The 21,331-nt window shown below is 40.5% G+C and carries 18 protein-coding genes and 1 pseudogene; 10 read left to right on the top strand and 9 right to left on the bottom strand.

Going from position 1 to position 21,331, the window contains the following annotated elements; all coding sequences use genetic code 11:
* Positions 1–250: 250 nt before the first annotated feature.
* Positions 251–1,519 (top strand): MgtC/SapB family protein, encoded by a 1,269-nt coding sequence (locus I8T81_RS06085; protein WP_198072358.1) that lies wholly within the window; start codon positions 251–253, stop codon positions 1,517–1,519.
* 10 nt (positions 1,520–1,529) lie between these two features.
* On the opposite strand, the gene tsaA is transcribed toward I8T81_RS06085, so the two are convergent.
* Positions 1,530–2,258, bottom strand: coding sequence for a tRNA (N6-threonylcarbamoyladenosine(37)-N6)-methyltransferase TrmO (gene tsaA / locus I8T81_RS06080; protein WP_198072743.1), 729 nt, complete (start codon positions 2,256–2,258; stop codon positions 1,530–1,532).
* A gap of 104 nt (positions 2,259–2,362) precedes the next feature.
* On the opposite strand from tsaA, the gene I8T81_RS06075 reads away from it, so the two are divergent.
* Entirely contained in the window at positions 2,363–3,142 is a 780-nt protein-coding gene (locus I8T81_RS06075) for a ferredoxin--NADP reductase (protein ID WP_134261894.1), read from the top strand.
* A gap of 55 nt (positions 3,143–3,197) precedes the next feature.
* Here the strand turns inward: I8T81_RS06075 and I8T81_RS06070 are convergent, their stop codons facing one another.
* Positions 3,198–4,067, bottom strand: coding sequence for a PhzF family phenazine biosynthesis protein (locus I8T81_RS06070; protein ID WP_134261895.1), 870 nt, complete (start codon positions 4,065–4,067; stop codon positions 3,198–3,200).
* Positions 4,068–4,297: 230 nt separating this feature from the next.
* On the opposite strand from I8T81_RS06070, the gene I8T81_RS06065 reads away from it, so the two are divergent.
* The 4 genes from I8T81_RS06065 to abeS all read left to right on the top strand — a co-directional run bounded on the left by I8T81_RS06065 (position 4,298) and on the right by abeS (position 8,023).
* Positions 4,298–5,764, top strand: coding sequence for an aminotransferase-like domain-containing protein (locus tag I8T81_RS06065; RefSeq protein WP_191013284.1), 1,467 nt, complete (start codon positions 4,298–4,300; stop codon positions 5,762–5,764).
* 56 nt (positions 5,765–5,820) lie between these two features.
* Positions 5,821–7,191 carry a prephenate-dependent tRNA uridine(34) hydroxylase TrhP gene (gene trhP, locus I8T81_RS06060; RefSeq protein ID WP_198072357.1) on the top strand — a complete coding sequence of 457 codons (1,371 nt, stop codon included), beginning with the start codon at positions 5,821–5,823 and terminating at the stop codon, positions 7,189–7,191.
* A gap of 2 nt (positions 7,192–7,193) precedes the next feature.
* Complete coding sequence (locus tag I8T81_RS06055; RefSeq protein ID WP_068933474.1) at positions 7,194–7,445, top strand: YfhL family 4Fe-4S dicluster ferredoxin; 252 nt, start codon at positions 7,194–7,196, stop codon at positions 7,443–7,445.
* A 248-nt stretch (positions 7,446–7,693) separates the two neighbouring features.
* Positions 7,694–8,023, top strand: coding sequence for a multidrug efflux SMR transporter AbeS (gene abeS / locus I8T81_RS06050; protein WP_004700493.1), 330 nt, complete (start codon positions 7,694–7,696; stop codon positions 8,021–8,023).
* Positions 8,024–8,097: 74 nt separating this feature from the next.
* On the opposite strand, the gene I8T81_RS06045 is transcribed toward abeS, so the two are convergent.
* From I8T81_RS06045 to I8T81_RS06025, 5 genes are all read right to left on the bottom strand, one after another.
* The gene (locus I8T81_RS06045; RefSeq protein WP_004700491.1) at positions 8,098–8,874 is read right to left on the bottom strand and encodes an ABC transporter ATP-binding protein; all 777 of its coding nucleotides are present in this window, start codon (positions 8,872–8,874) and stop codon (positions 8,098–8,100) included.
* A 9-nt stretch (positions 8,875–8,883) separates the two neighbouring features.
* Entirely contained in the window at positions 8,884–9,597 is a 714-nt protein-coding gene (locus I8T81_RS06040) for an ABC transporter permease (RefSeq protein ID WP_151863743.1), read from the bottom strand.
* Entirely contained in the window at positions 9,594–10,283 is a 690-nt protein-coding gene (locus I8T81_RS06035) for an ABC transporter permease (protein ID WP_134261900.1), read from the bottom strand. The genes I8T81_RS06040 and I8T81_RS06035 overlap by 4 nt, the downstream gene beginning before the upstream one ends.
* 91 nt (positions 10,284–10,374) lie before the next feature.
* The gene (locus tag I8T81_RS06030) at positions 10,375–11,160 is read right to left on the bottom strand and encodes an ABC transporter substrate-binding protein (RefSeq protein WP_019457144.1); all 786 of its coding nucleotides are present in this window, start codon (positions 11,158–11,160) and stop codon (positions 10,375–10,377) included.
* Between the two features lie 175 nt (positions 11,161–11,335).
* Positions 11,336–12,364 carry a LysR family transcriptional regulator gene (locus I8T81_RS06025; protein ID WP_004700483.1) on the bottom strand — a complete coding sequence of 343 codons (1,029 nt, stop codon included), beginning with the start codon at positions 12,362–12,364 and terminating at the stop codon, positions 11,336–11,338.
* 197 nt (positions 12,365–12,561) lie between these two features.
* Here I8T81_RS06025 and adeF point away from each other — a divergent pair, with 197 nt between their 5' ends.
* The 3 genes from adeF to I8T81_RS06010 are packed head-to-tail and all read left to right on the top strand — an operon-like array spanning position 12,562 to position 18,429.
* Positions 12,562–13,782, top strand: coding sequence for a multidrug efflux RND transporter periplasmic adaptor subunit AdeF (adeF, locus tag I8T81_RS06020; RefSeq protein WP_198072356.1), 1,221 nt, complete (start codon positions 12,562–12,564; stop codon positions 13,780–13,782).
* Positions 13,783–13,788: 6 nt separating this feature from the next.
* Entirely contained in the window at positions 13,789–16,968 is a 3,180-nt protein-coding gene (adeG, locus tag I8T81_RS06015; RefSeq protein WP_198072355.1) for a multidrug efflux RND transporter permease subunit AdeG, read from the top strand.
* A gap of 12 nt (positions 16,969–16,980) precedes the next feature.
* The gene (locus I8T81_RS06010) at positions 16,981–18,429 is read left to right on the top strand and encodes an efflux transporter outer membrane subunit (RefSeq protein ID WP_198072354.1); all 1,449 of its coding nucleotides are present in this window, start codon (positions 16,981–16,983) and stop codon (positions 18,427–18,429) included.
* Positions 18,430–18,471: 42 nt separating this feature from the next.
* On the opposite strand, the gene glyA is transcribed toward I8T81_RS06010, so the two are convergent.
* The gene (gene glyA / locus I8T81_RS06005) at positions 18,472–19,725 is read right to left on the bottom strand and encodes a serine hydroxymethyltransferase (protein WP_019457149.1); all 1,254 of its coding nucleotides are present in this window, start codon (positions 19,723–19,725) and stop codon (positions 18,472–18,474) included.
* 60 nt (positions 19,726–19,785) lie between these two features.
* On the opposite strand from glyA, the pseudogene I8T81_RS18880 reads away from it, so the two are divergent.
* Positions 19,786–19,863 (top strand): annotated as a pseudogene (locus I8T81_RS18880) (hypothetical protein); the annotation flags it as partial.
* Positions 19,864–19,970: 107 nt separating this feature from the next.
* Here the strand turns inward: I8T81_RS18880 and I8T81_RS06000 are convergent.
* The gene (locus tag I8T81_RS06000; RefSeq protein ID WP_198072353.1) at positions 19,971–21,200 is read right to left on the bottom strand and encodes an alpha/beta hydrolase; all 1,230 of its coding nucleotides are present in this window, start codon (positions 21,198–21,200) and stop codon (positions 19,971–19,973) included.
* Positions 21,201–21,331: the final 131 nt, after the last annotated feature.

Genomic DNA, 21,331 nt, shown 5'->3' with positions numbered 1-21,331 from the left:
GTTTTAGATTTAACTGGTATGAAAATTTCCAAATTCAGCTTTTAAATACCTTTTAACTTCAATTAATTAAACCAATTCTCAACTTATTATTTTTTTGTGGCATAAATCATATTTACAAAGATATTTATTGTGATAGTTTGATTAAAAAAGAGACTAGGCTCAATACAATAAAAAGCATACACTGCATATGAATACATGATTTAAATATGATTAACACCTGTATATAACAATAAACCAATGAGGAAGTATTATGAATCTTCCAATGACAATGTCATTACAAACTGCATCTTTTGAAGAATTTATCACTATTATTGCAGCGGCAATGGGCTGCGGGTTATTAATCGGTTTGGAACGTGAAAGAAGCAAGCTCAAACACGAATATAAGACTTTTGCAGGTTTTCGATCTTTTGCAATTAGCTCCCTACTTGGTGCAATCTGCTTTTTATTTGGTACTGAAATTGGAATTGTAGGCGCTCTACTTATTGGCGCAATCAGCATAGTCTCCCTTAAAAATCAGCCGAATGACCCCGGTGTTACGACAGAACTCGCTTTTATTATGACTTATTTTATAGGAGCGCTTTGTATCTGGAATATTTCGTTAGCTGCGGGTCTCGCCGTCATCATGACAATTATTTTATTAGCAAAACAATCGATGCATGGTATTGCCAGTCAGTGGATTACCGAGTCCGAATTGCGTGATGGGATTTTTTTACTGGCATTACTTTTAATTGCCTTACCCTTAGTTCCCAATAAACCTTTCTGGGGTCCAGTTCTAAATCCTCATGTGATTTTAAAATTACTCACTTTGATCTTATTTGTACAAGCGCTCGCACATATTGCAAAACGGCTTTTGTCGTCGAAAAATGCTCTATTACTTTCTTCTTTAGCATCTGGTTTTGTATCGAGTACAGCGACTATTGCAACTCTAGGTTTAGAAGTTCGTTCTGGTCGTGCGAACGCCACCACAAATGCAGGTGCTGCATTAATGTCGTGTGTTTCTACACTCATTCAGACCTTAATTATTGTGATTGGAATTAGCTTAGCATGGTTCAAAGTCATTATATTTCCAATGCTGATTGCATTGGTTTTTTTAGCGGTGTGGGCTTTTATTTTATTGCGTAAGGCGGAACCAAGTACGACTTCAGCCGAATTAGACTCCAGAATGTTCAGCTTAAAAGAAGCCGTGATTATTGCGGGAACACTCACACTCATTCAGATTGGTGTTTATGGCCTAAGTCTATATTTAGGAAATGCAGGCTTAATCGCAGGGACCTTACTTGCCTCTTTATTCGAAATACATGCAGCTATTGCAGCAGTAATTGTACAAGGAGAACCGAATAACGCTCACACATCGCTACTAATCGCTTTTATGAGTGGTTTTGCAGTGCATGCAATTGCCAAGAGCATTAATTCGGCTATTTCAGGTGGAATGCGCTATGCCCTTGCTTTTATTCCCGCACAACTCACTCACATGGCGATATTAATTTGCCTGCTCTGGATGAACATACATTGGTTTTGAAATGAGATGTTTAAGCGAGTAAAACATCTTCTACCATATCAACTACTGTAATTACATTATCATTCACTTTAAAATGAATATCAAAATTAGAAAACTTCATTTTATAGACTCGTTCAGGGTCTTCTTGATAGGCAGGCCTTGGATCTAAACCTAGAACTTGCTCTAATTCATCCAGATATTGCCCGTTAATTTTTTTATTTTTTAGAAGATTTTGCTGAGTAGTCAGTGCACTTTCCGACCAGATAACTTGCTTTCGTTCTGGTTCAGCTTGTGCATAGCCACTTTGAGCATCAGCAATGGCATCTGAATATTGAATATAAGGTTTAATATCTAAAATTGGCGTGCCATTTAGTAAATCACTGCCCGTAACATACACTCTTAAAGACTTACCGACTTTTTCAACCTTTTTTAAACGTACTACGGATAAACCTACAGGCGCTGGACGATACATACTGCGTGTTGCAAATACACCAATTTTTTCATTCCCCCCTAAACGTGGTGGGCGAACCTGAGGTCGAAACTTAGTTGCAGTCTCCTGATTTTTATTGTCATGAAACTGCCAGATGAGCCAGAGATGGGTAAATTGCTCAATTCCCTCAAAAGCCAATAAGTCATTATAAGGTTCTACCATTTCGATATAAGACTCGATATTGACCAAGTTGGGCTGACGTGGAATACCAAATTTTTCTCGAAAAGGTGAGCACATGTGCCCGACTATTGGGAGGGTGACAGAGTTCATCATCACTTTTTCTTATAAACACAATTAAATATATTCAGTTTATCGGGAATGAAATTAGATTAGAATAGCAATCTGTTTTCTTTTAATCGTGATCGAGACCTTTAATGGCTGCTTTTAACGTTGAACGCATTACTCATGTGCACCACTGGAATGACACCCTTTTCAGTTTTAAAACTACACGCGACTCTAGCTTACGTTTTAAAAATGGTCAGTTCGTGATGATCGGACTTGAAGTGAATGGCAAACCGTTAATGCGTGCGTATTCGATTGCAAGTGCGAACTACGAAGAAGAGTTAGAATTCTTCTCAATTAAAGTACAAGACGGTCCTTTAACTTCGATTTTGCAAAAAGTACAAGTTGGTGACGAAATTTTAGTTTCTAAAAAACCAACAGGTACATTGGTTCATGATGACCTTTTACCGGGTAAAAACTTGTACCTTTTATCTTCTGGTACTGGTCTTGCTCCATTCTTATCAATTATTCGTGACCCAGAAACTTACGAACGCTTTGAAAAAGTAATCGTTGTTCATGGTACACGCTATATTTCTGAATTAGCGTATCAAGACCTAATCTTGAACGAATTACCAAACCATGAATTCTTTGAAGAATTAGGTATTAAAGACAAACTTGTTTACTACCCTACTGTTACTCGTGAACCTTTCCACACTCAAGGCCGTGTAACAACTGCAATTGAAACTGGCGCTTTATTTGAAAAAATTGGTTTACCACGTTTTAACCGCGAAACTGACCGTGCAATGCTTTGCGGTAGCCCTGCATTCTTAAAAGATGTTGCTGCATTACTTGATCAACATGGTTTAGTTGAATCACCTCGTATGGGTGAAATGGGCGACTATGTGATTGAACGTGCGTTCGTAGAAAAATAAGCTTTTTCTAAATAAAAAAACCGAGGCTAAGTCCTCGGTTTTTTTATATCTCTTTTTATAAGGTGATACTGCCATCAATACAGGTAACAGCGGTTCCACCCACTAAAATTTTATCTTGGTGCAATTCAAGTTGAAGCTGTCCATCTCGGCCTAAAGCCCGACCTTGTGAAGAAAGCACCACATCATTTCGTGCTGGCAAAATTCCGTGGTAACGAATAAATGAAGCTACGCTACCATTCCCACTCCCACAAACTGGGTCCTCATTGATTCCAATTGAAGGGGCAAATGAGCGGACTTCTATATGCTTTTGCTCATCATTATTTTCATAAAAACCATAAACCGTCGCTCCACCAACTTTCATTTCTAAATCATGTTCTTTTAAAGCAGCAAAGTCGGGTTGGCTATCTAAAACAGCCTTAGCGTTTACAGCTTGTAAGACAATCCAGCGCGCACCCACATCAACCAATGCTGCATTCCATTGAGTATCAATCTGACATTTTAAAATTTCAGCCAGTTTTTCAGTGTGCATTGGGTCAAGTGGAGTAATTTTAGGCTTAGGTAGTTCAAATGAAATATGCTTTGAGTCACTTACGGTCAGAGTCACCAAACCCGCAGCACATTGCTGTACCAGTTTACCATCTTTAGGTGTCACGAGGCCTGCTTCAAGCAAAGCATAGGCAGTACCAATTGTAGGATGTCCAGCAAATGGCAACTCACTTTGTGGAGTAAAAATTCGAACCTGATAGTCAGCTTGAGAATCGGTCGCAGGGAGCACAAATGTCGTTTCAGAAAGATTAGTCCAATTCGCAATTTCCTGCATCTGTTCAGATGTTAAGGCACTGGCGTCCATAATGACTGCAACAGGATTACCTTTAAATGCTTGCGAAGTAAAAACATCAACTTGTTTAAATGCAACAACAGACATAGACCACTCCTACTGATTTTGTAATTAAAAATTATGGCTTTTAAATCCTTACCATTTTTTGATCTTACTGATTTATTTTTAATGGTCACAGTATCAGTTCATATGAAAAATAATAGACACAGTTTCTAATTTCAAATTATGAATAAACCGACAAATCAAAAGCAATCACAATATTTGAGTTAAATAAAAGATCACTATAAAGTGTATCCATTGCTTTGACTTTTTAATGAATTGACATGTACAAATATAAAAAAGTGAGTGATGACCTCACCCTGCAAATTCAGAATGGCAGACAGCCTATCGGCTCTCGCTTACCATCAATTCGCGACTGCGCAAATCATTATCAGGTCAGCATTAACACCGTAAAAGAAGCTTATCGTCAGCTTGAAGACCAAGGTTTAATTTCAGTTCGCCCACAGTCTGGCTACTATGTTTGTCATGCGCCTTCAAACTTATTAGAACTCGAAGAGCGTTATGTCAGTGAAGAAAAAGTATCTCTTTCAGGAATTAGCTGTTTTCTCGCACAAATTGTTAAAAAACAGATGGACCCTGACTATATCAATTTAGCCTTAGCTTGCCCTACAGGTGAAAACTTCTATCCAATTGAACGCTTAAAACGCTTAACTGCTCAAGTTTTACGAACGCAGCCAGACATTTTTAAAAACTATACTTTGCCACCCGGCTCTATGCGTTTACGTACACAAATTGCGAGGCGAAGTTTACAACTTGGTATGTTTCTTTCAGCAGATGATATTGTGCTGACTCACGGCACAATGGAGGCTTTGAGTCTTGCGATTATGGCAACCACACAAGCAGGTGACAGCATTGCTCTTGAGATTCCTACTTTTCATAACCTGTACCCGCTTCTTCATAATTTAGGCCGAAAAATTGTAGAAGTTCCCACTTCGCCACATACAGGCATGTGTCTAGATACACTTGAAGAACTCTTAAAATCTCAAAGTGTACAAGCCATATTAACGATTCCAACAGGACACAATCCCCTCGGTTTCAGCATGCCTGAAAGCAACCGCCGTCGCTTGGCAGAGCTAGCTAATCAGTTTCAGGTTCCCGTCATTGAAGATGCCATGTATGCCGAATTGCAACTAGCCGAACCTCTCTTACCCAACATTAAGGCATTTGATCAAAATGGATGGGTGTTGGTATGTAGTAGCTACACCAAGACTGTAGCACCCGACTATCGAATCGGTTGGTTAGAAGCTGGGCGCTTCCGTAATATTGTGCAGCAGCTAAAATTTACAACAACAGTAGCCGAGCCTGCTTTGCTCACCGAAACCTTAGGACTTTTCTTAGAAAATGGTGGTTATGACCTGCATTTACGTCAGCTCAAAAAACGCTATCAACAACAAATTGATACCATCAAATCTTATATTTGTCGTTATTTCCCACTCGGTACTCGAGTCAGTCGCCCACAAGCTGGATTTATTTTATGGTTAGAACTCCCCGAATCTATTGATACGCTGGAACTCTTTCATCAAGCTATGGATGAAAAAATCTTATGTATGCCGGGAATTTTATGTTCGGCTGATAAACGTTTTAGTCATTGTTTACGTATTGCAGCTTGTTTTGAGTTAAATCCCAAAATGTTAAATGCTTTGATGCGCTTAGGAGAGCTAGCAAAAAATATGCTACCCATACAAAAAGATATAGGCCAAATTCCTACTAATTCAGTAGGTTGAATCAAAAATGCAGAGTTAATAAAATAAAACCATATATTTTTTATGCCTTTTATTTTATGAATACTGAACTTCTCTCTCCCGCAGGTTCACTTAAAAACATGCGCTATGCATTTGCCTATGGTGCAGATGCCGTATATGCAGGCCAACCACGTTACAGTTTACGTGTGCGTAATAATGCTTTTGATCATGACAACTTAAAAATCGGAATTGATGAAGCTCATGCTTTAGGTAAAAAGTTTTATGTTGTGGTGAATATTCAGCCACATAACAGCAAATTAAAAAACTTTATTCGTGATCTTGAACCAATTGTGGCTATGCAACCAGACGCACTCATTATGTCTGATCCGGGCTTAATTATGCTGGTGAGAGGGCATTTTCCTGATGTGCAAATTCATCTATCGGTTCAAGCCAACGCCATTAACTGGGCCACTGTTAAATTCTGGAAAGATTACGGTTTAAGCCGAGTCATTTTGTCACGTGAGTTATCTTTAGAAGAGATAGAAGAAATCCAGCAACATGTGCCAGATATTGAACTTGAAGTTTTTGTGCATGGCGCACTATGCATGGCCTACTCAGGTCGCTGCTTACTTTCTGGATACATGAACAAACGTGATGCCAACCAAGGTGCTTGTACAAATGCTTGCCGTTGGGACTATAAGCTGCATGAAGCCCAAGAGGATTTGAATGGTGATGTGATTCCAGTCACTCAGCTCAATGAGTCAGAAAAGGCTTGCTGCTCATCAGCGCAATCAGAAACAGCCTCGGCTCAAACCCTATTAGTACAACGTAATGATGAAGAAATGTTTGCTGCCGAAGAAGATGAACACGGTACCTATTTTATGAACTCCAAAGATTTACGTGCCGTACAGCATGTAGATCGTTTAACCAAAATGGGCATCGCCTCTCTGAAAATTGAAGGTCGTACTAAATCCTATTTTTACTGTGCGCGTACTGCTCAAATTTATCGAAAAGCCATTGATGATGCATTAGCAGGTAAACCATTTGACCCAAGCTTAATGACTCAGCTCGAAGGGTTGGCAAATCGCGGTTATACCGAAGGTTTTTTAAGACGACATGTGCATAGCGAATATCAAAACTATGCCGATGGTTCATCACACTTTGACTATCAACAATTTTGTGGTGAAGTTTTAGAACGTCACGGTGATTATATTCGCATTGAAGTTAAAAACCGTTTTATGGTTGGCGACTCACTTGAACTCATGACACCTCAAGGCAATATCACATTTACCTTAACCGAAATGCGCGATTTAAAAGGTAACCCAATTACAGATGCTAAAGGTTCGGGGCATTTTGTTGAAATTCCACTCTTACAAAATGTTGATATCAGTTATGCCCTACTCGTACGCAATTTGCCGCATGCGAAAGAAAGTATTACTGCATCTACATTGGCTTATTCAGCGAGTTAAACATGGCACTTTTGATTACGAGTGACTGCATTAACTGTGATATGTGCTTACCGGAATGTCCCAATACAGCTATTTTTGAAGGGAGCAAAGTTTATGAAATTGATCCACTTCGTTGTACCGAGTGTGTAGGCTTTTACGATGCGCCTACGTGTAAGGCGGTTTGCCCTATCGATTGCATAAAACCAGACCCTGCGCATATTGAAAATAAAGAGCAACTTTTAGAGAAATTTAAGGGTCTAAATATACTCAACTAATTTATCTCATTAAAAAGTCTATGGAGGATCAGGCTAAAATTGTTGATCCTCTTGAGGGACTATACAAATCAATAATTAAATGAAGGAATAAATAGCTGAGAACAATTGGCTAGTGATAAAATCACTTTATCAGTTCAGTTTGGTTTACTGGTAATTTTGTACCCCAAAAATTGCACAATCGTTAAAACTGGTAAACCATTTCAACATTTCATATAGATTGATTAAAACTCATTCTGGCGCACTTCCCCATGTCTTATCTTTATTTAGCAATTGCGATTGCTTGTGAAGTCATTGCAACTTCAGCTTTAAAAGCATCTCAAGGTTTTACTGTTCCCATTCCATCCATCGTTACAGTTGTGGGCTATGCGATTGCTTTTTATTTATTGTCCCTGACGCTAAAAACAATCCCAATTGGAATTGCATACGCCATTTGGTCGGGCGCGGGTATTATTTTAATTTCTGCAATTGGCTGGATATTTTACAAACAGCATTTAGACTTGGCGGCCTGTATTGGTCTTACTTTAATGATTGCAGGTATTATCATTATTAATGTGTTTTCTAAAAATACTCATCTATAAAATATAATTAAAAAGCAACCGAGTAAGATGCGAATTCTTTTTAAAAAAATTTCACCTTACTCGGTATGAACAGCTTATTTTAAACTGCCCGTCAAAAATTGTTTTAAACGCTCACTTTTCGGATTATTGAGTACTTCATCAGGATGGCCCTGTTCCTCAATTTTTCCTTGATGCAAAAAAATCACTTGATTAGACACATGACGTGCAAAGCCCATTTCATGTGTCACCACAATCATGGTACGACCTTCTTCAGCCAAACTCTGCATAACCTTGAGCACTTCACCCACCAACTCCGGATCAAGTGCACTGGTTGGTTCATCAAATAGCATCACTTCCGGTTCCATTGCCAAAGCACGAGCAATCGCTACACGTTGTTGTTGCCCCCCAGATAAAAATGCTGGATATTTGCTTTCAACACTTTCAGGCAATCCAACTTTACGCAGATATTTTCTTGCACGCTCTTCGGCTTCAGCACGCTTCACCCCAAGCACATGAATTGGCCCTTCAATGACATTTTCAAGCACTGTCATATGTGACCATAAATTAAAGTGTTGAAACACCATCATGAGCTGAGTACGCATTTTTTGTAGTTGCTTTGGATCAACCACTTTTAAATTGCCTTTTTTATCAAAGACTGTGCGTAGTTTTTCACCATTGAGTTTAATGGTGCCATTGCTCGGTTGTTCTAAAAAATTGATACAACGCAGCAAGGTACTTTTACCCGAACCAGATGAACCAATAATACTAATTACATCACCAGCATTTGCATCAAGCGATATCCCTTTCAGTACTTCATGATCGCCAAATGTTTTGTGTAAATCACGAATCACTAGTTTTGCAACGTGTTCCATTTATGTCTCCTAATGATTCGATGGCTTTAAAAATGCCAACCAACGTTTTTCCAACTTACGAAATATCCAAATCAAAATAAATGCCAACATCGCATATAGCACCGCGGCAATTCCAAAAGCATTGAAAGTGTCATAAGTTGCGGCATTCACATCACGCGCAATTTTTAAAATGTCGGGAACTGTTGCAGTAAATGCAATGGTTGTCGCGTGCAACATTAAAATGACTTCATTGCCATAAAATGGCAGAGCGCGGCGTAACATCGACGGAATGATAATCCGTGTGTAGAGTTTCCATTTTGACATACCGAAAGCTTGAGCAGCTTCAATCTCACCATGTGGAATAGAACGGATCGCTCCAGCGAAGATTTCAGTCGTATATGCACCAGTATTGAGCGCGAATGCCAAAATGGTGCAATTTATGCCCTCTCGAAAGAATGCATCGAGCGCTTGATGTTCATGAACATAATCAAAGCTATAAATGCCCGAGTAAATAATTAACAATTGGATGTACAGTGGTGTTCCACGAAACACATAAGTAAACAGCCAAACTGGGCCACGCAACCAGATATTTTCTGATACTCGTGCAAGTGATAAAGGCACAGCAAGCACAAACCCAATACCGATTGAAAGCACCAATAACCAAGCAGTCATCGCGACACCGGTCATTTGTAGGCCATCGGTCCAAAGGTATGCCTTCCAATATTGTTGAAGGATTTCAATCATAATTGCCCCTTCCTTACACCAGCAGAATAACGACGTTCAAGCCATATTAAAATCAGGTTTGACACGGTGGTAATTGCCAAATAAATCGCAGCAGCGACGATGCTGAAAAAGAACAATTGCATGGTACTTCTACCAGCATCTTGCGTAATTTTTACAATGTCAGTTAGGCCAATAATGGAAACCAGTGCGGTCGCTTTAATCAAAACTTGCCAGTTGTTACCAATACCAGGCAATGCAAAACGCATCATTTGAGGGAATAAAACACGTCGAAAAACCTGCCACGGCGTCATCCCATAGGCCATTGCTGCTTCAATTTGTCCCGTTGGAACCGATTGAAATGCACCACGAAAGGTCTCGGTAAAATATGCACCATAAATGAACGCTAAGGTAATCACACCAGCCACAAATGGGTTGATATCAATCTGATCCATTTGCAGTGCTTCAGTAATTTGGTTTAGACCCAACTGCAAGCTATAAAATAAAAGCAGCATAATCACTAAGTCAGGCACACTACGAATGAGCGTGGTATAGCCGGTCGCAATATAACGTAAGGCTTTAATATTAGAGAGTTTTGAACTCGCACCAATTAAGCCAATAATGACAGAAAGCAAGAGTGACAACAGCGCAAGCTGTATGGTCATCCATGTTCCGCTGAGAAGGAGTGGCCCATAGCCAGAAAAAGACATGACTCATCTTCTCCTTAAAAACAATATCTAATATTGATGAGATGAGAATAGATTTAAAAATGTCGGCACTTAGCCGACATTTTTCACATCATTAGTAAATGCTAAAAGAGAAGTATTTTTTCTCGAGTTTCTTGTATGTTCCATCAGCAATGATTGCAGCCAAAGCTTTGTCAATATTTGCTTTCAAATCTGCATCTTCTTTGCGTAAACCAATAGCCGCACCTACGCCCAATGTTTTCACATCAACCACATTGCCACCAGCAAAAGCGAAGTTTTTGCCTTTCGGTTGTTTTAAGAAAGCGCCATCAACCATGATTGCATCTTGTAACGTTGCATCCAAACGACCAGACATCATATCTTGGTAAATCAAGTCTTGAGTTGGATAAGGAACGACACTCACACCTTTTGGAGCCCAATAGGTTTTAGCGTATGTTTCTTGAATTGTGCCCTGTTGTACCCCTACACGCTTACCTTTCAATGAAGTAGGCGTTGGCAATAACGGTGAGCCTTTTTTTGCAACCATACGCGTTGGCGTATTGTAGATTTTGCTACTAAATAAAATTTGTTTCGCACGTTCATCAGTAACGGTCATTGATGAAAGAATGCCATCAAATTTTTTCGCTTTAAGTGCGGGAATCATACCGTCAAAAGAGTTTTCAACCCAAACACATTTGGCTTTAAGCTTTGCACAAATGGCATTACCTAAATCAACATCAAAACCAGTTAACTTGCCATCTGGTGTTTTATATTCAAATGGAGCATAAGACGACTCAGTACCAAAACGAATCACCTTCCAATCCTTTGCTTGAACATTCGTTGCAACAGCAGCCAAAACTAAGGTTGTTGAAACGAACATTTTTTTCATAAAGCTTGCCATCTTGAAGCTTCTCCTTAAAATCCAAATAAGGTGATAAAAACTTGAGCAATTTCTAAATTACTCTTCTGTCGAAATAATTGCAATTTCTATACCAGTAAATTAAGGATTTATGAATATGTCTAAACAATGGATTGGATTAACTATCTAAATGTTGAAAAATCACTCAAATTTTAAATTAGTTTTTGAGTGTATAGGCTTCTGCCATATTTTCATTTTCAACCAATGTCCGAATAGTATATTCATGGTTATTTTCTTTAGCGCTGGCAAATTCACATTTCGAATCCCATGCCATTGAACAACCACTCAACAATGGACAACTTGCAAATAATTCAGCTACCCAGTCTACAAATACACGAACTTTAGGTGATAAATGACGGTTTTGTAGATAAACGACTGATATTGGCATCGGTGCAGGTAACCATTCAGTCAATACCTCTCTAAGTGCACCAGATTCTAAATGTTTTGCCGCCATGTAATATGGACATTGAATTAAGCCGAAACCTTGCACTGCCAAATCAATATATGAATCACTATCATTGACAGAAACACGCCCTTTCACACCGACGCTATGAATCTCGCCATCCACCATAAAATCCCAGTCAATATTGCGTCCGGTACGGCTATTAAAATAATGCACGACTTGATGTTTTTGTAAATCTTCAATGGTTTTTGGTTCGCCATGTTCCATCAAATAACGAGGCGCAGCAACAGTGACACACTGAATTGTTCCGATACGACGTGCAACTAAACTTGAATCTTTCAATTGACCAATACGAATAACACAGTCCACTGCATCTTGAACCAAATCGACTGGACGATCACTCATTCCAATCACCAAATCAATATCGGGGTACTTGGCATGAAAATCACAAAGCATTGGAATAAGGATGAGTCGTCCAATTGACGCTTTAACATCAATGCGCAGTCGACCTCGTGGGCCACGTTCAGAATCGTGGAAATTCGATTCTACATCTTCTACGTCGGCTAAAATTCGTGCAGTCCTTTCATAATAAACTGCGCCATCTGGTGTCAAACTCAGTTTACGAGTGGTTCGGTTCAATAAACGAACTTGTAAATGTTTTTCTAAACCTTGAATGGTTGTCGTCACAGAAGCACGCGGTAGTCCTAAACTGTCAGCCGCTAAACTGAAACTATTTGTTTCGACAACTTTGTTAAATACTTTCATCGCATGAAATAGATCCACACGCACACTCCTATCAATGCATTTATTTAATCAAACACATCAATTGTTATAAAAATACGAATAGTGTTATCAAATTTAATATATTTATTCGTGATTGACAAACTTTTATGCTCCGTCCATCCCATAAACCCTGTTTCTCCCATACGGACCACAACTAAAAGTCTGAAAACAGGTATCCAAATAACTAGGAGCACCTCATGTCATTTTCCCGCAAACAGTTCGCACTGTCTGCCATCTTTGTCGCCATTTTGGCTACAGGGGGTAGTTTTATGTTTTTACATGAAAATGCCGATGCAAAAGCTGCACCGACCAGTGCCCAACAAGCTGCAACAGTTGATATTTCTAATGTCATTAGCAAAACGATTACCGATTGGCAAGAATATTCCGGTCGCTTAGAAGCAATTGATCAAGTTGATATTCGGCCACAGGTTTCAGGTAAACTCATTTCCGTACACTTCAAAGATGGCAGTCTTGTTAAAAAAGGCGATTTACTTTTTACAATCGACCCACGTCCTTTCCAAGCAGAACTGAATCGTGCTCAAGCTCAACTTGCTTCGGCTGAGGCACAAGTCACTTATACAGGATCTAACCTTTCTCGTATTCAACGTTTAATTCAGAGTAATGCTGTATCACGCCAAGAGCTGGATCTAGCTGAAAATGATGCACGTTCAGCGAATGCCAACCTACAAGCTGCTAGAGCCGCTGTTCAGTCTGCACGTTTAAATCTTGAGTACACTCGTATTACTGCACCAGTCAGCGGCCGAATTTCCCGTGCCGAAGTAACCGTTGGTAATGTGGTTTCGGCAGGTAACGGCGCACAGGTCTTAACAAGCTTGGTGTCTGTATCTCGCCTTTACGCCTCTTTCGACGTTGATGAACAAACTTATCTAAAATACATCAGTAATCAGCGTAATTCAGCACAAGTTCCCGTCTATATGGGGCTTGCCAATGAGACAGGTTTCTCTCGTGAAGGAACCATCAACTCAATTGACAATAACTTAAATACCACCTCAGGTACGATTCGCGTTCGCGCAACTTTTGATAATCCTAACGGCGTTTTATTACCGGGCTTATATGCACGAATCCGTTTAGGTGGAGGTCAACCTCGTTCAGCAATTTTGATTAGCCCAACTGCAATTAGTGTCGATCAAGATAAACGTTTTGTTGTGGTAGTCGACGCTAAAAATCAAACTGCTTACCGTGAGGTAAAACTCGGTGCACAACAAGATGGCTTGCAAATCGTAAATAGCGGATTACAAGCGGGTGATCGTATTGTGGTGAATGGTTTACAGCGGATTCGTCCGGGTGACCCTGTTACACCACACCTTGTTCCTATGCCAAATGCGCAAATCACTGCGAACAGCACTACTCCTCAACCTCAGCCAATAGAAAAAACTTCAACTCCGGCAAAAGGTTAATCACATATGAATATCTCTAAATTTTTTATTGATCGGCCGATCTTTGCTGGCGTGTTATCAGTACTGATTTTACTTGCCGGTCTTCTTTCGGTATTTAAATTACCGATTTCAGAATACCCCGAAGTTGTTCCACCCTCTGTGGTGGTACGTGCTCAATATCCGGGTGCAAACCCAAAAGTGATTGCTGAAACTGTTGCTTCTCCGCTTGAAGAATCAATTAACGGCGTAGAAGACATGCTGTATATGCAATCTCAGGCAAACAGCGACGGTAATTTAACAATTACGGTGAACTTTAAGCTCGGTATCGACCCAGATAAAGCACAGCAATTGGTTCAAAACCGTGTATCTCAAGCCCTGCCTCGTTTACCTGAAGACGTACAGCGTTTAGGCGTTACTACTTTAAAAAGCTCACCGACTTTAACCATGGTTGTGCATCTGACCTCACCAGATAATCGCTATGACATGACTTACTTACGTAACTACGCGGTGCTCAACGTAAAAGACCGTTTGGCACGCTTACAAGGTGTAGGTGAAGTCGGTTTATTTGGTTCTGGTGACTATGCGATGCGTGTGTGGCTCGACCCACAGAAAGTAGCGCAACGTAATCTCACAGCCACAGAAATTGTCAGTGCAATCCGCGAACAAAACATTCAAGTTGCAGCAGGAACCATTGGTGCATCACCAAGTAATTCCCCTTTACAACTTTCGGTAAACGCTCAAGGTCGTTTAACCACTGAGCAAGAATTCGCAGATATCATTTTAAAAACGGCTCCTTATGGCGCGGTTACTCGATTGGGTGATGTTGCACGCGTTGAACTTGCAGCTTCACAATATGGCTTGCGTTCATTACTTGATAACAAACAAGCGGTCGCCATTCCAATTTTCCAAGCACCGGGTGCGAATGCTTTGCAAGTTTCGGATCAAGTGCGTAGCACGATGAAAGAACTTTCAAAAGATTTCCCATCTTCAATTAAATACGACATTGTGTACGATCCGACTCAATTCGTACGTGCCAGTATTAAAGCAGTCGTTCATACCTTACTTGAAGCAATTGCACTGGTTGTTGTGGTCGTTATTTTATTTTTACAAACATGGCGTGCCTCAATCATTCCATTACTTGCTGTACCAGTTTCAATTATTGGTACATTCGCTCTCATGCTTGCTTTTGGTTACTCGATCAATGCGCTTTCGCTATTCGGGATGGTGCTTGCCATCGGGATTGTGGTCGATGACGCGATTGTAGTCGTCGAAAACGTCGAGAGGAATATTGAAGCTGGTTTAAATCCAAGGGAAGCGACTTACCGTGCCATGCGAGAAGTAAGCGGACCGATTATTGCTATTGCTTTAACGCTCGTTGCAGTATTCGTACCTCTTGCCTTTATGACAGGCTTAACAGGGCAATTTTATAAACAATTTGCCATGACTATTGCCATTTCAACTGTTATTTCGGCATTTAACTCCCTTACGCTATCTCCTGCTTTAGCAGCCATGCTACTAAAAGGACATGATGCGAAACCTGATGCATTAACACGCCTTATGAATCGTGTATTTGGACGTTTCTTTGCCCTGTTTAACCGCGTATTTACCCGTGCATCAGACAACTATGGTAAAGGCGTAAGTCGTGTTATCTCCCATAAAGCATCGGCAATGGGTGTCTATGCAGCACTTTTAGGTTTAACCGTTGGTATTTCTTATATTGTTCCGGGTGGCTTTGTTCCCGCTCAAGACAAACAATATTTGATTAGTTTTGCGCAGCTACCAAACGGCGCATCATTAGATCGTACCGAAGCTGTCATTCGTAAAATGAGTGATACGGCACTTAAACAACCTGGTGTAGAAAGCGCGGTTGCCTTCCCTGGTCTCTCAATTAACGGTTTCACCAATAGCTCAAGTGCCGGTATTGTCTTTGTGACCTTAAAGCCATTCGATGAACGTAAGGCCAAAGACTTATCTGCAAATGCTATTGCAGGTGCCTTAAACCAGAAATACTCAGCTATTCAAGATGCTTATATTGCGGTTTTCCCACCACCACCTGTGATGGGCTTAGGGACTATGGGTGGCTTTAAACTTCAACTTGAAGACCGAGGTGCCTTAGGCTATTCAGCCTTGAATGATGCTGCACAAAACTTTATGAAAGCAGCTCAATCAGCTCCTGAGCTTGGTCCAATGTTCTCAAGTTATCAAATTAACGTACCTCAACTCAACGTAGATTTGGATCGTGTAAAAGCCAAACAGCAAGGTGTTGCTGTGACAGATGTTTTCAATACTATGCAGATTTATTTAGGTTCTCAGTACGTTAACGACTTTAACCGCTTTGGACGTGTTTATCAGGTTCGTGCACAAGCCGATGCGCCTTTCCGTGCAAATCCTGAAGATATTTTGCAGCTTAAAACCCGTAATAGTGCCGGACAAATGGTGCCATTATCTTCATTGGTGAATGTAACTCAAACCTACGGTCCAGAAATGGTGGTGCGTTATAACGGCTACACTTCAGCCGATATTAACGGCGGCCCTGCACCAGGTTATTCATCTAGCCAAGCAGAAGCTGCTGTTGAACGTATTGCTGCACAAACTTTGCCGCGTGGTATCAAGTTTGAGTGGACAGATTTAACTTACCAAAAAATCTTGGCTGGTAATGCAGGACTCTGGGTATTCCCAATTAGCGTATTACTGGTGTTCTTAGTTTTAGCTGCTCAATATGAAAGTCTAACCTTACCATTAGCAGTCATCTTAATTGTACCGATGGGAATTTTGGCGGCTCTGACTGGTGTTTGGCTCACCAGTGGAGATAACAACATCTTTACCCAAATCGGTCTGATGGTACTGGTTGGGCTGGCCTGTAAAAATGCCATTTTGATTGTTGAATTTGCGAGGGAACTCGAAATGCAAGGAGCAACTGCTTTTAAAGCAGCAGTTGAAGCAAGTCGTCTTCGTTTACGTCCAATTTTAATGACATCTATTGCATTCATTATGGGTGTAGTCCCACTGGTTACTTCAACTGGCGCAGGTTCTGAAATGCGTCATGCCATGGGTGTTGCAGTGTTCTTCGGAATGATCGGGGTAACTTTCTTTGGTTTATTCCTGACCCCTGCCTTTTATGTCCTGATTCGTACATTGAATAGCAAACATAAATTGCATTCAGCAGCAGTTCATGAAGCACCATTAGCCAACCCACACGATCATTAAGGAGGACATTTAATGACTACAGCAAAACAAAGCTTGTTATTGTCCTCACTCATGGGGAGCCTGCTTCTTGCAGGCTGCTCTTTGGCTCCGGAATATCAACCTGCAAAAGTCATAGTTCCTGTCAAATTTAAAGAGTCAGACTCTAAACTTGAAGACAATAATTGGAAAATTGCCCAGCCTGCCGATCAGCAAGTTCGAGGTGAATGGTGGCGTGTTTTTAATGATGCTCAATTGAATGAGGTAGAACAACAAGCGATTGCCGGCAACCAAAATCTTAAAGCGGTGGCAGCTAATATTCAGGCTTCACGCGCAATACGTTCGGCAGCACAAGCTGAACGTTTGCCAAGTATTGGTGCTGGCTTTGGCCCAACTCGTCAAAAACCCTCTCCTGCTTCATTGGGGTTAGATGACAATGCTCATACATCTGCACAAACCTTATGGCGCGCTCAAGCAAATGTTTCATATGAGCTCGATTTATTTGGTCGTATCGCTAGTAGTGTCAATGCAGCAACAGCGGATCTACAACAGCAAGAAGCGTTATATCAGTCGGCACTTTTAGCGTTACAGGCCGATGTTGCACAAGGTTATTTTCTCATTCGCCAGCTTGATGCTGAACAAGCAATTTATACTCGTACTATTAAATTACTTGGTGAGACACGAGATCTCGTTCAAACCCGATTTAAAAATGGTTTAGTCAGTGAATTAGATGTTTCTCGTGCACAAACTGAACTTGCTACAGCTCAAACCAATGCACTGAGCATTGCTCGTAACAGAGCCAATGCTGAACATGCACTTGCAGTATTGTTAGGCAAAACACCAGCTGACTTTAGCTTAGCTGTCCAACCTTTAACTACAAATAGTCTTCGTCTTCCAGCAGGATTACCATCGAGTTTACTTGAAAGGCGACCTGACATTGCTGCTGCTGAACGTGCTATGGCAGCAGATAATGCACGTATTGGAATTGCCCGTGCAGCTTTTTTCCCGAAAGTTAATCTAACGGGTGCCTTAGGTTATGAATCTTCAAGTTTAAGCGAGTTAGGTAAATGGTCGAGCCGTACCTTCTTGCTTGGTCCAGTCGCAGGTACTATTTTATCTTTACCATTATTTGATGGCGGACAACATAAAGCAGGTGTTGCTCAAGCACGAGCAGCTTATGAAGAAAGTGTTGCCAACTATAGACAAACTGTACTAAACGCCTTTCGTGAAGTTGAAAATGGTTTGTCCGATCAACGTATTCTTGATCAGCAAATTCAAGCTCAAAACCAAGCACTCTCATCGTCTCGCCATGCAAATCAACTGTCTCATCTACGCTATCGAGAAGGTGCGATTAGCTATCTTGATGTGATTGACTCCGACCGGACTATTTTGCAGCAAGAACAATTGGCAGCTCAGCTTAAAGGTGGCCAAATCATTGCTAGTGTAAACTTAATCCGTGCTTTAGGTGGGGGTTGGAATAACTGATATAAAAAAAGCGCCTTACGGCGCTTTTTTTATACACACAAATTATTTTGCATATACAGGGAATTTTGCACAAACAGCTTCAACTTTCGCTTTTACATCAGCAATAACTTTTTCGTCACCTTTGCTGTCAATCACGTCAGCGATCCAACCAGCAAGTTCACGAACTTCAACTTCACCAAAACCACGAGTTGTTACTGCTGGAGTACCAATACGGATACCAGAAGTTACAAATGGAGAACGTGGGTCATTTGGAACTGAGTTTTTGTTCACAGTAATGTGAGCAGCACCTAACCAAGCGTCAGCATCTTTACCAGTTACGTCTTGTTTGATTAAAGATAACAAGAATAAGTGGTTGTCTGTACCGCCAGAAACAACATCATAACCACGTGCGATTAATACTTCAGCCATTGCTTGAGCATTTTTCACAACTTGTTGTTGGTAAGCTTTAAAGTCATCAGACATTGCTTCTTTGAAGCAGATTGCTTTAGCAGCAATCGCATGCATTAATGGACCACCTTGGTTACCAGGGAATACAGCTGATTGAAGTTTTTTCTCGATTTCTTCATTCGCTTTCGCAAGGATTAAACCAGAACGTGGACCACGAAGTGTTTTGTGAGTCGTCGTTGTAGTTACGTCAGCAATTTGAACTGGGTTTGGATATACGCCAGCAGCAACAAGACCTGCAACGTGAGCCATATCAACAAAAAGGTAAGCGCCAACTTTGTCCGCGATGTCACGGAAACGTTGCCAATCTACAACACGGCTATAAGCAGAGAAACCAGCAACGATCATTCGTGGCTTGTGCTCTAACGCTAAACGTTCAACTTCTTCGTAATCGATCTCGCCAGTTTCAGAGTTTAAACCATACTGAACAGCGTTATAAGTTTTACCAGAGAAGCTTACTTTTGCACCGTGAGTCAAGTGACCACCGTGAGCCAAGCTCATACCCAAAACTGTGTCGCCTGGGTTAAGAAGTGCTAAATAAACAGCAGAGTTAGCTTGTGAACCAGCATGTGGTTGAACGTTTGCGTAATCAGCACCAAAAAGTTCTTTAGCACGGTCGATCGCCATTTGCTCAATAACATCTACATACTCGCAACCGCCATAATAGCGTTTGCCTGGATAACCTTCTGCGTATTTGTTCGTAAGTTTTGATCCTTGCGCTTCCATCACAGCAGGAGAGCAATAGTTTTCAGATGCAATTAACTCGATATGTGCTTCTTGACGCTCATCTTCAGAAGCAATAGCTTGAGCTAATTCTGGATCAAATTCAGAAATGGAAATATTGGCAAACATTAGCGGGGGTCCTATAAATTAGGGCTTTTAAGCCGTGCTAAGATTGCGGCATATTGTAGCATGAACTTTATAATTAAACAGAATCAAGTTAGCTCAGTTTTAAATAAAAATGGCTCAATTTTTATAAAAAATGAGCCATCAAATCTAAAATAATTTATAAACACTTAAAAAGCATTTATTTAATAACTTTCTAAAGTTAAATTTAGCTTTTTATAGCAACAAAAAAACTTTAAATATCATTACCCTTATTGAGCTGACAATAGGTTTTGTACATTTCCAACAATGTTATCTACATTACTACTCATTGCTGAATCGTGATCCCAGTTACCCGTCACATAGCTATTAATTTTTGTACCTACCACAGTGGCATTAGATATCAAAATATCAGTCGCTACTTTCGGAACTGTTGTATCTGCTAAGCCCTGATAAATAATAATCGGGGTAGTGACTTTTGCCTGTAAAGGTTGAGAATCTTTATCTAAGAATGTTTTAACTAAAGGTACTGCCATAAAATTAGGTTGAGTACGCGTATATCCATCCAGTGTTCCATTATGCTCTGTAGCATACTTAGTCATACCTGCACCAAAGGCTTGACCCAATGGCCCTGCACAAATTGTTTCCGCCTGCTGTGCAGTACTTGCGGTTTGTGAAGTAAATACCTGCGAATAATCAAAGCTTGGTTGTGTATTTCGAATGCCACCTGTAACTAAAGCAGTATATGTATCAAGCTGTGCATACATTGGGATCTTTTTATCCAAAGTTGCATTGGCAACGGCTTGTTCACCTGCAATTAAAATAAATCCTAGATTTGAAGCTGGTGCTACCGCTACTGTACCTTTATAGTTTAGCTGTGCACGACTTGCATATTGTGCAGCACCCAATGCAGCATGCCCACCCTGAGAGTGACCTACAGTGACCCATTTATTCGAAGTCAATAAATTACGCTGAGATAAATAATTGCGTGTTGCAACCACGGCGTCAGTAATTGAATAAGCTTCACTTTTAACATTTAAGAATGGATGTATACCTGGGGTTCCTAAACCCTCATAATCAGGTGCGACAACGACATAACCCGCCGCAAGAAGTTTACTAATTAAATCTTTAGTACTATCTGTTAATGCCGATTTACTTGGTGCGCATGCATCTGCAACCCCTGTCGTACCATGAGCCCAAACCACAATTGGCCAACCGCCTGCTGGTGGTGGTGTCGTCGGTGTAAATACTAAACTTGTTGCCTGAACCTCTTGTCCACTTTGGCCTAACATTTTATAAGTCAAAATACTACTTTCAGCAGCAACCGCCCCTAAGTTAGTACTTGTGTAAGCATCGACTTTAACCACTGGATTTTGAATATTATTGGCTGGTGTACCAGATGGATCAGTAGTTGCTGGACTGTCATCACTACTTCCACCACCACATGCCGTCAACAATAAACTTGTGCTAAGAACACTGGTCATGAACAGTTTCATTTTCATTGGTATATCTTCCCTTAAATTCGATTTTTGTTGTGCTTTAGTTTTTAATGAACATTTTAAATGTCTTACAAACAATTACGCCTAATCTTCACTTTTCGCAAGTGATATTTAATCAAAATAAGTAGCGAGAT

Origin of the sequence: Acinetobacter seifertii, assembly GCF_016064815.1 — a bacterium.
Taxonomy (GTDB): domain Bacteria; phylum Pseudomonadota; class Gammaproteobacteria; order Pseudomonadales; family Moraxellaceae; genus Acinetobacter; species Acinetobacter seifertii.
Note: the sequence above shows the minus strand (reverse complement) of the source record. Positions and strands in the feature narration are given on the sequence as shown.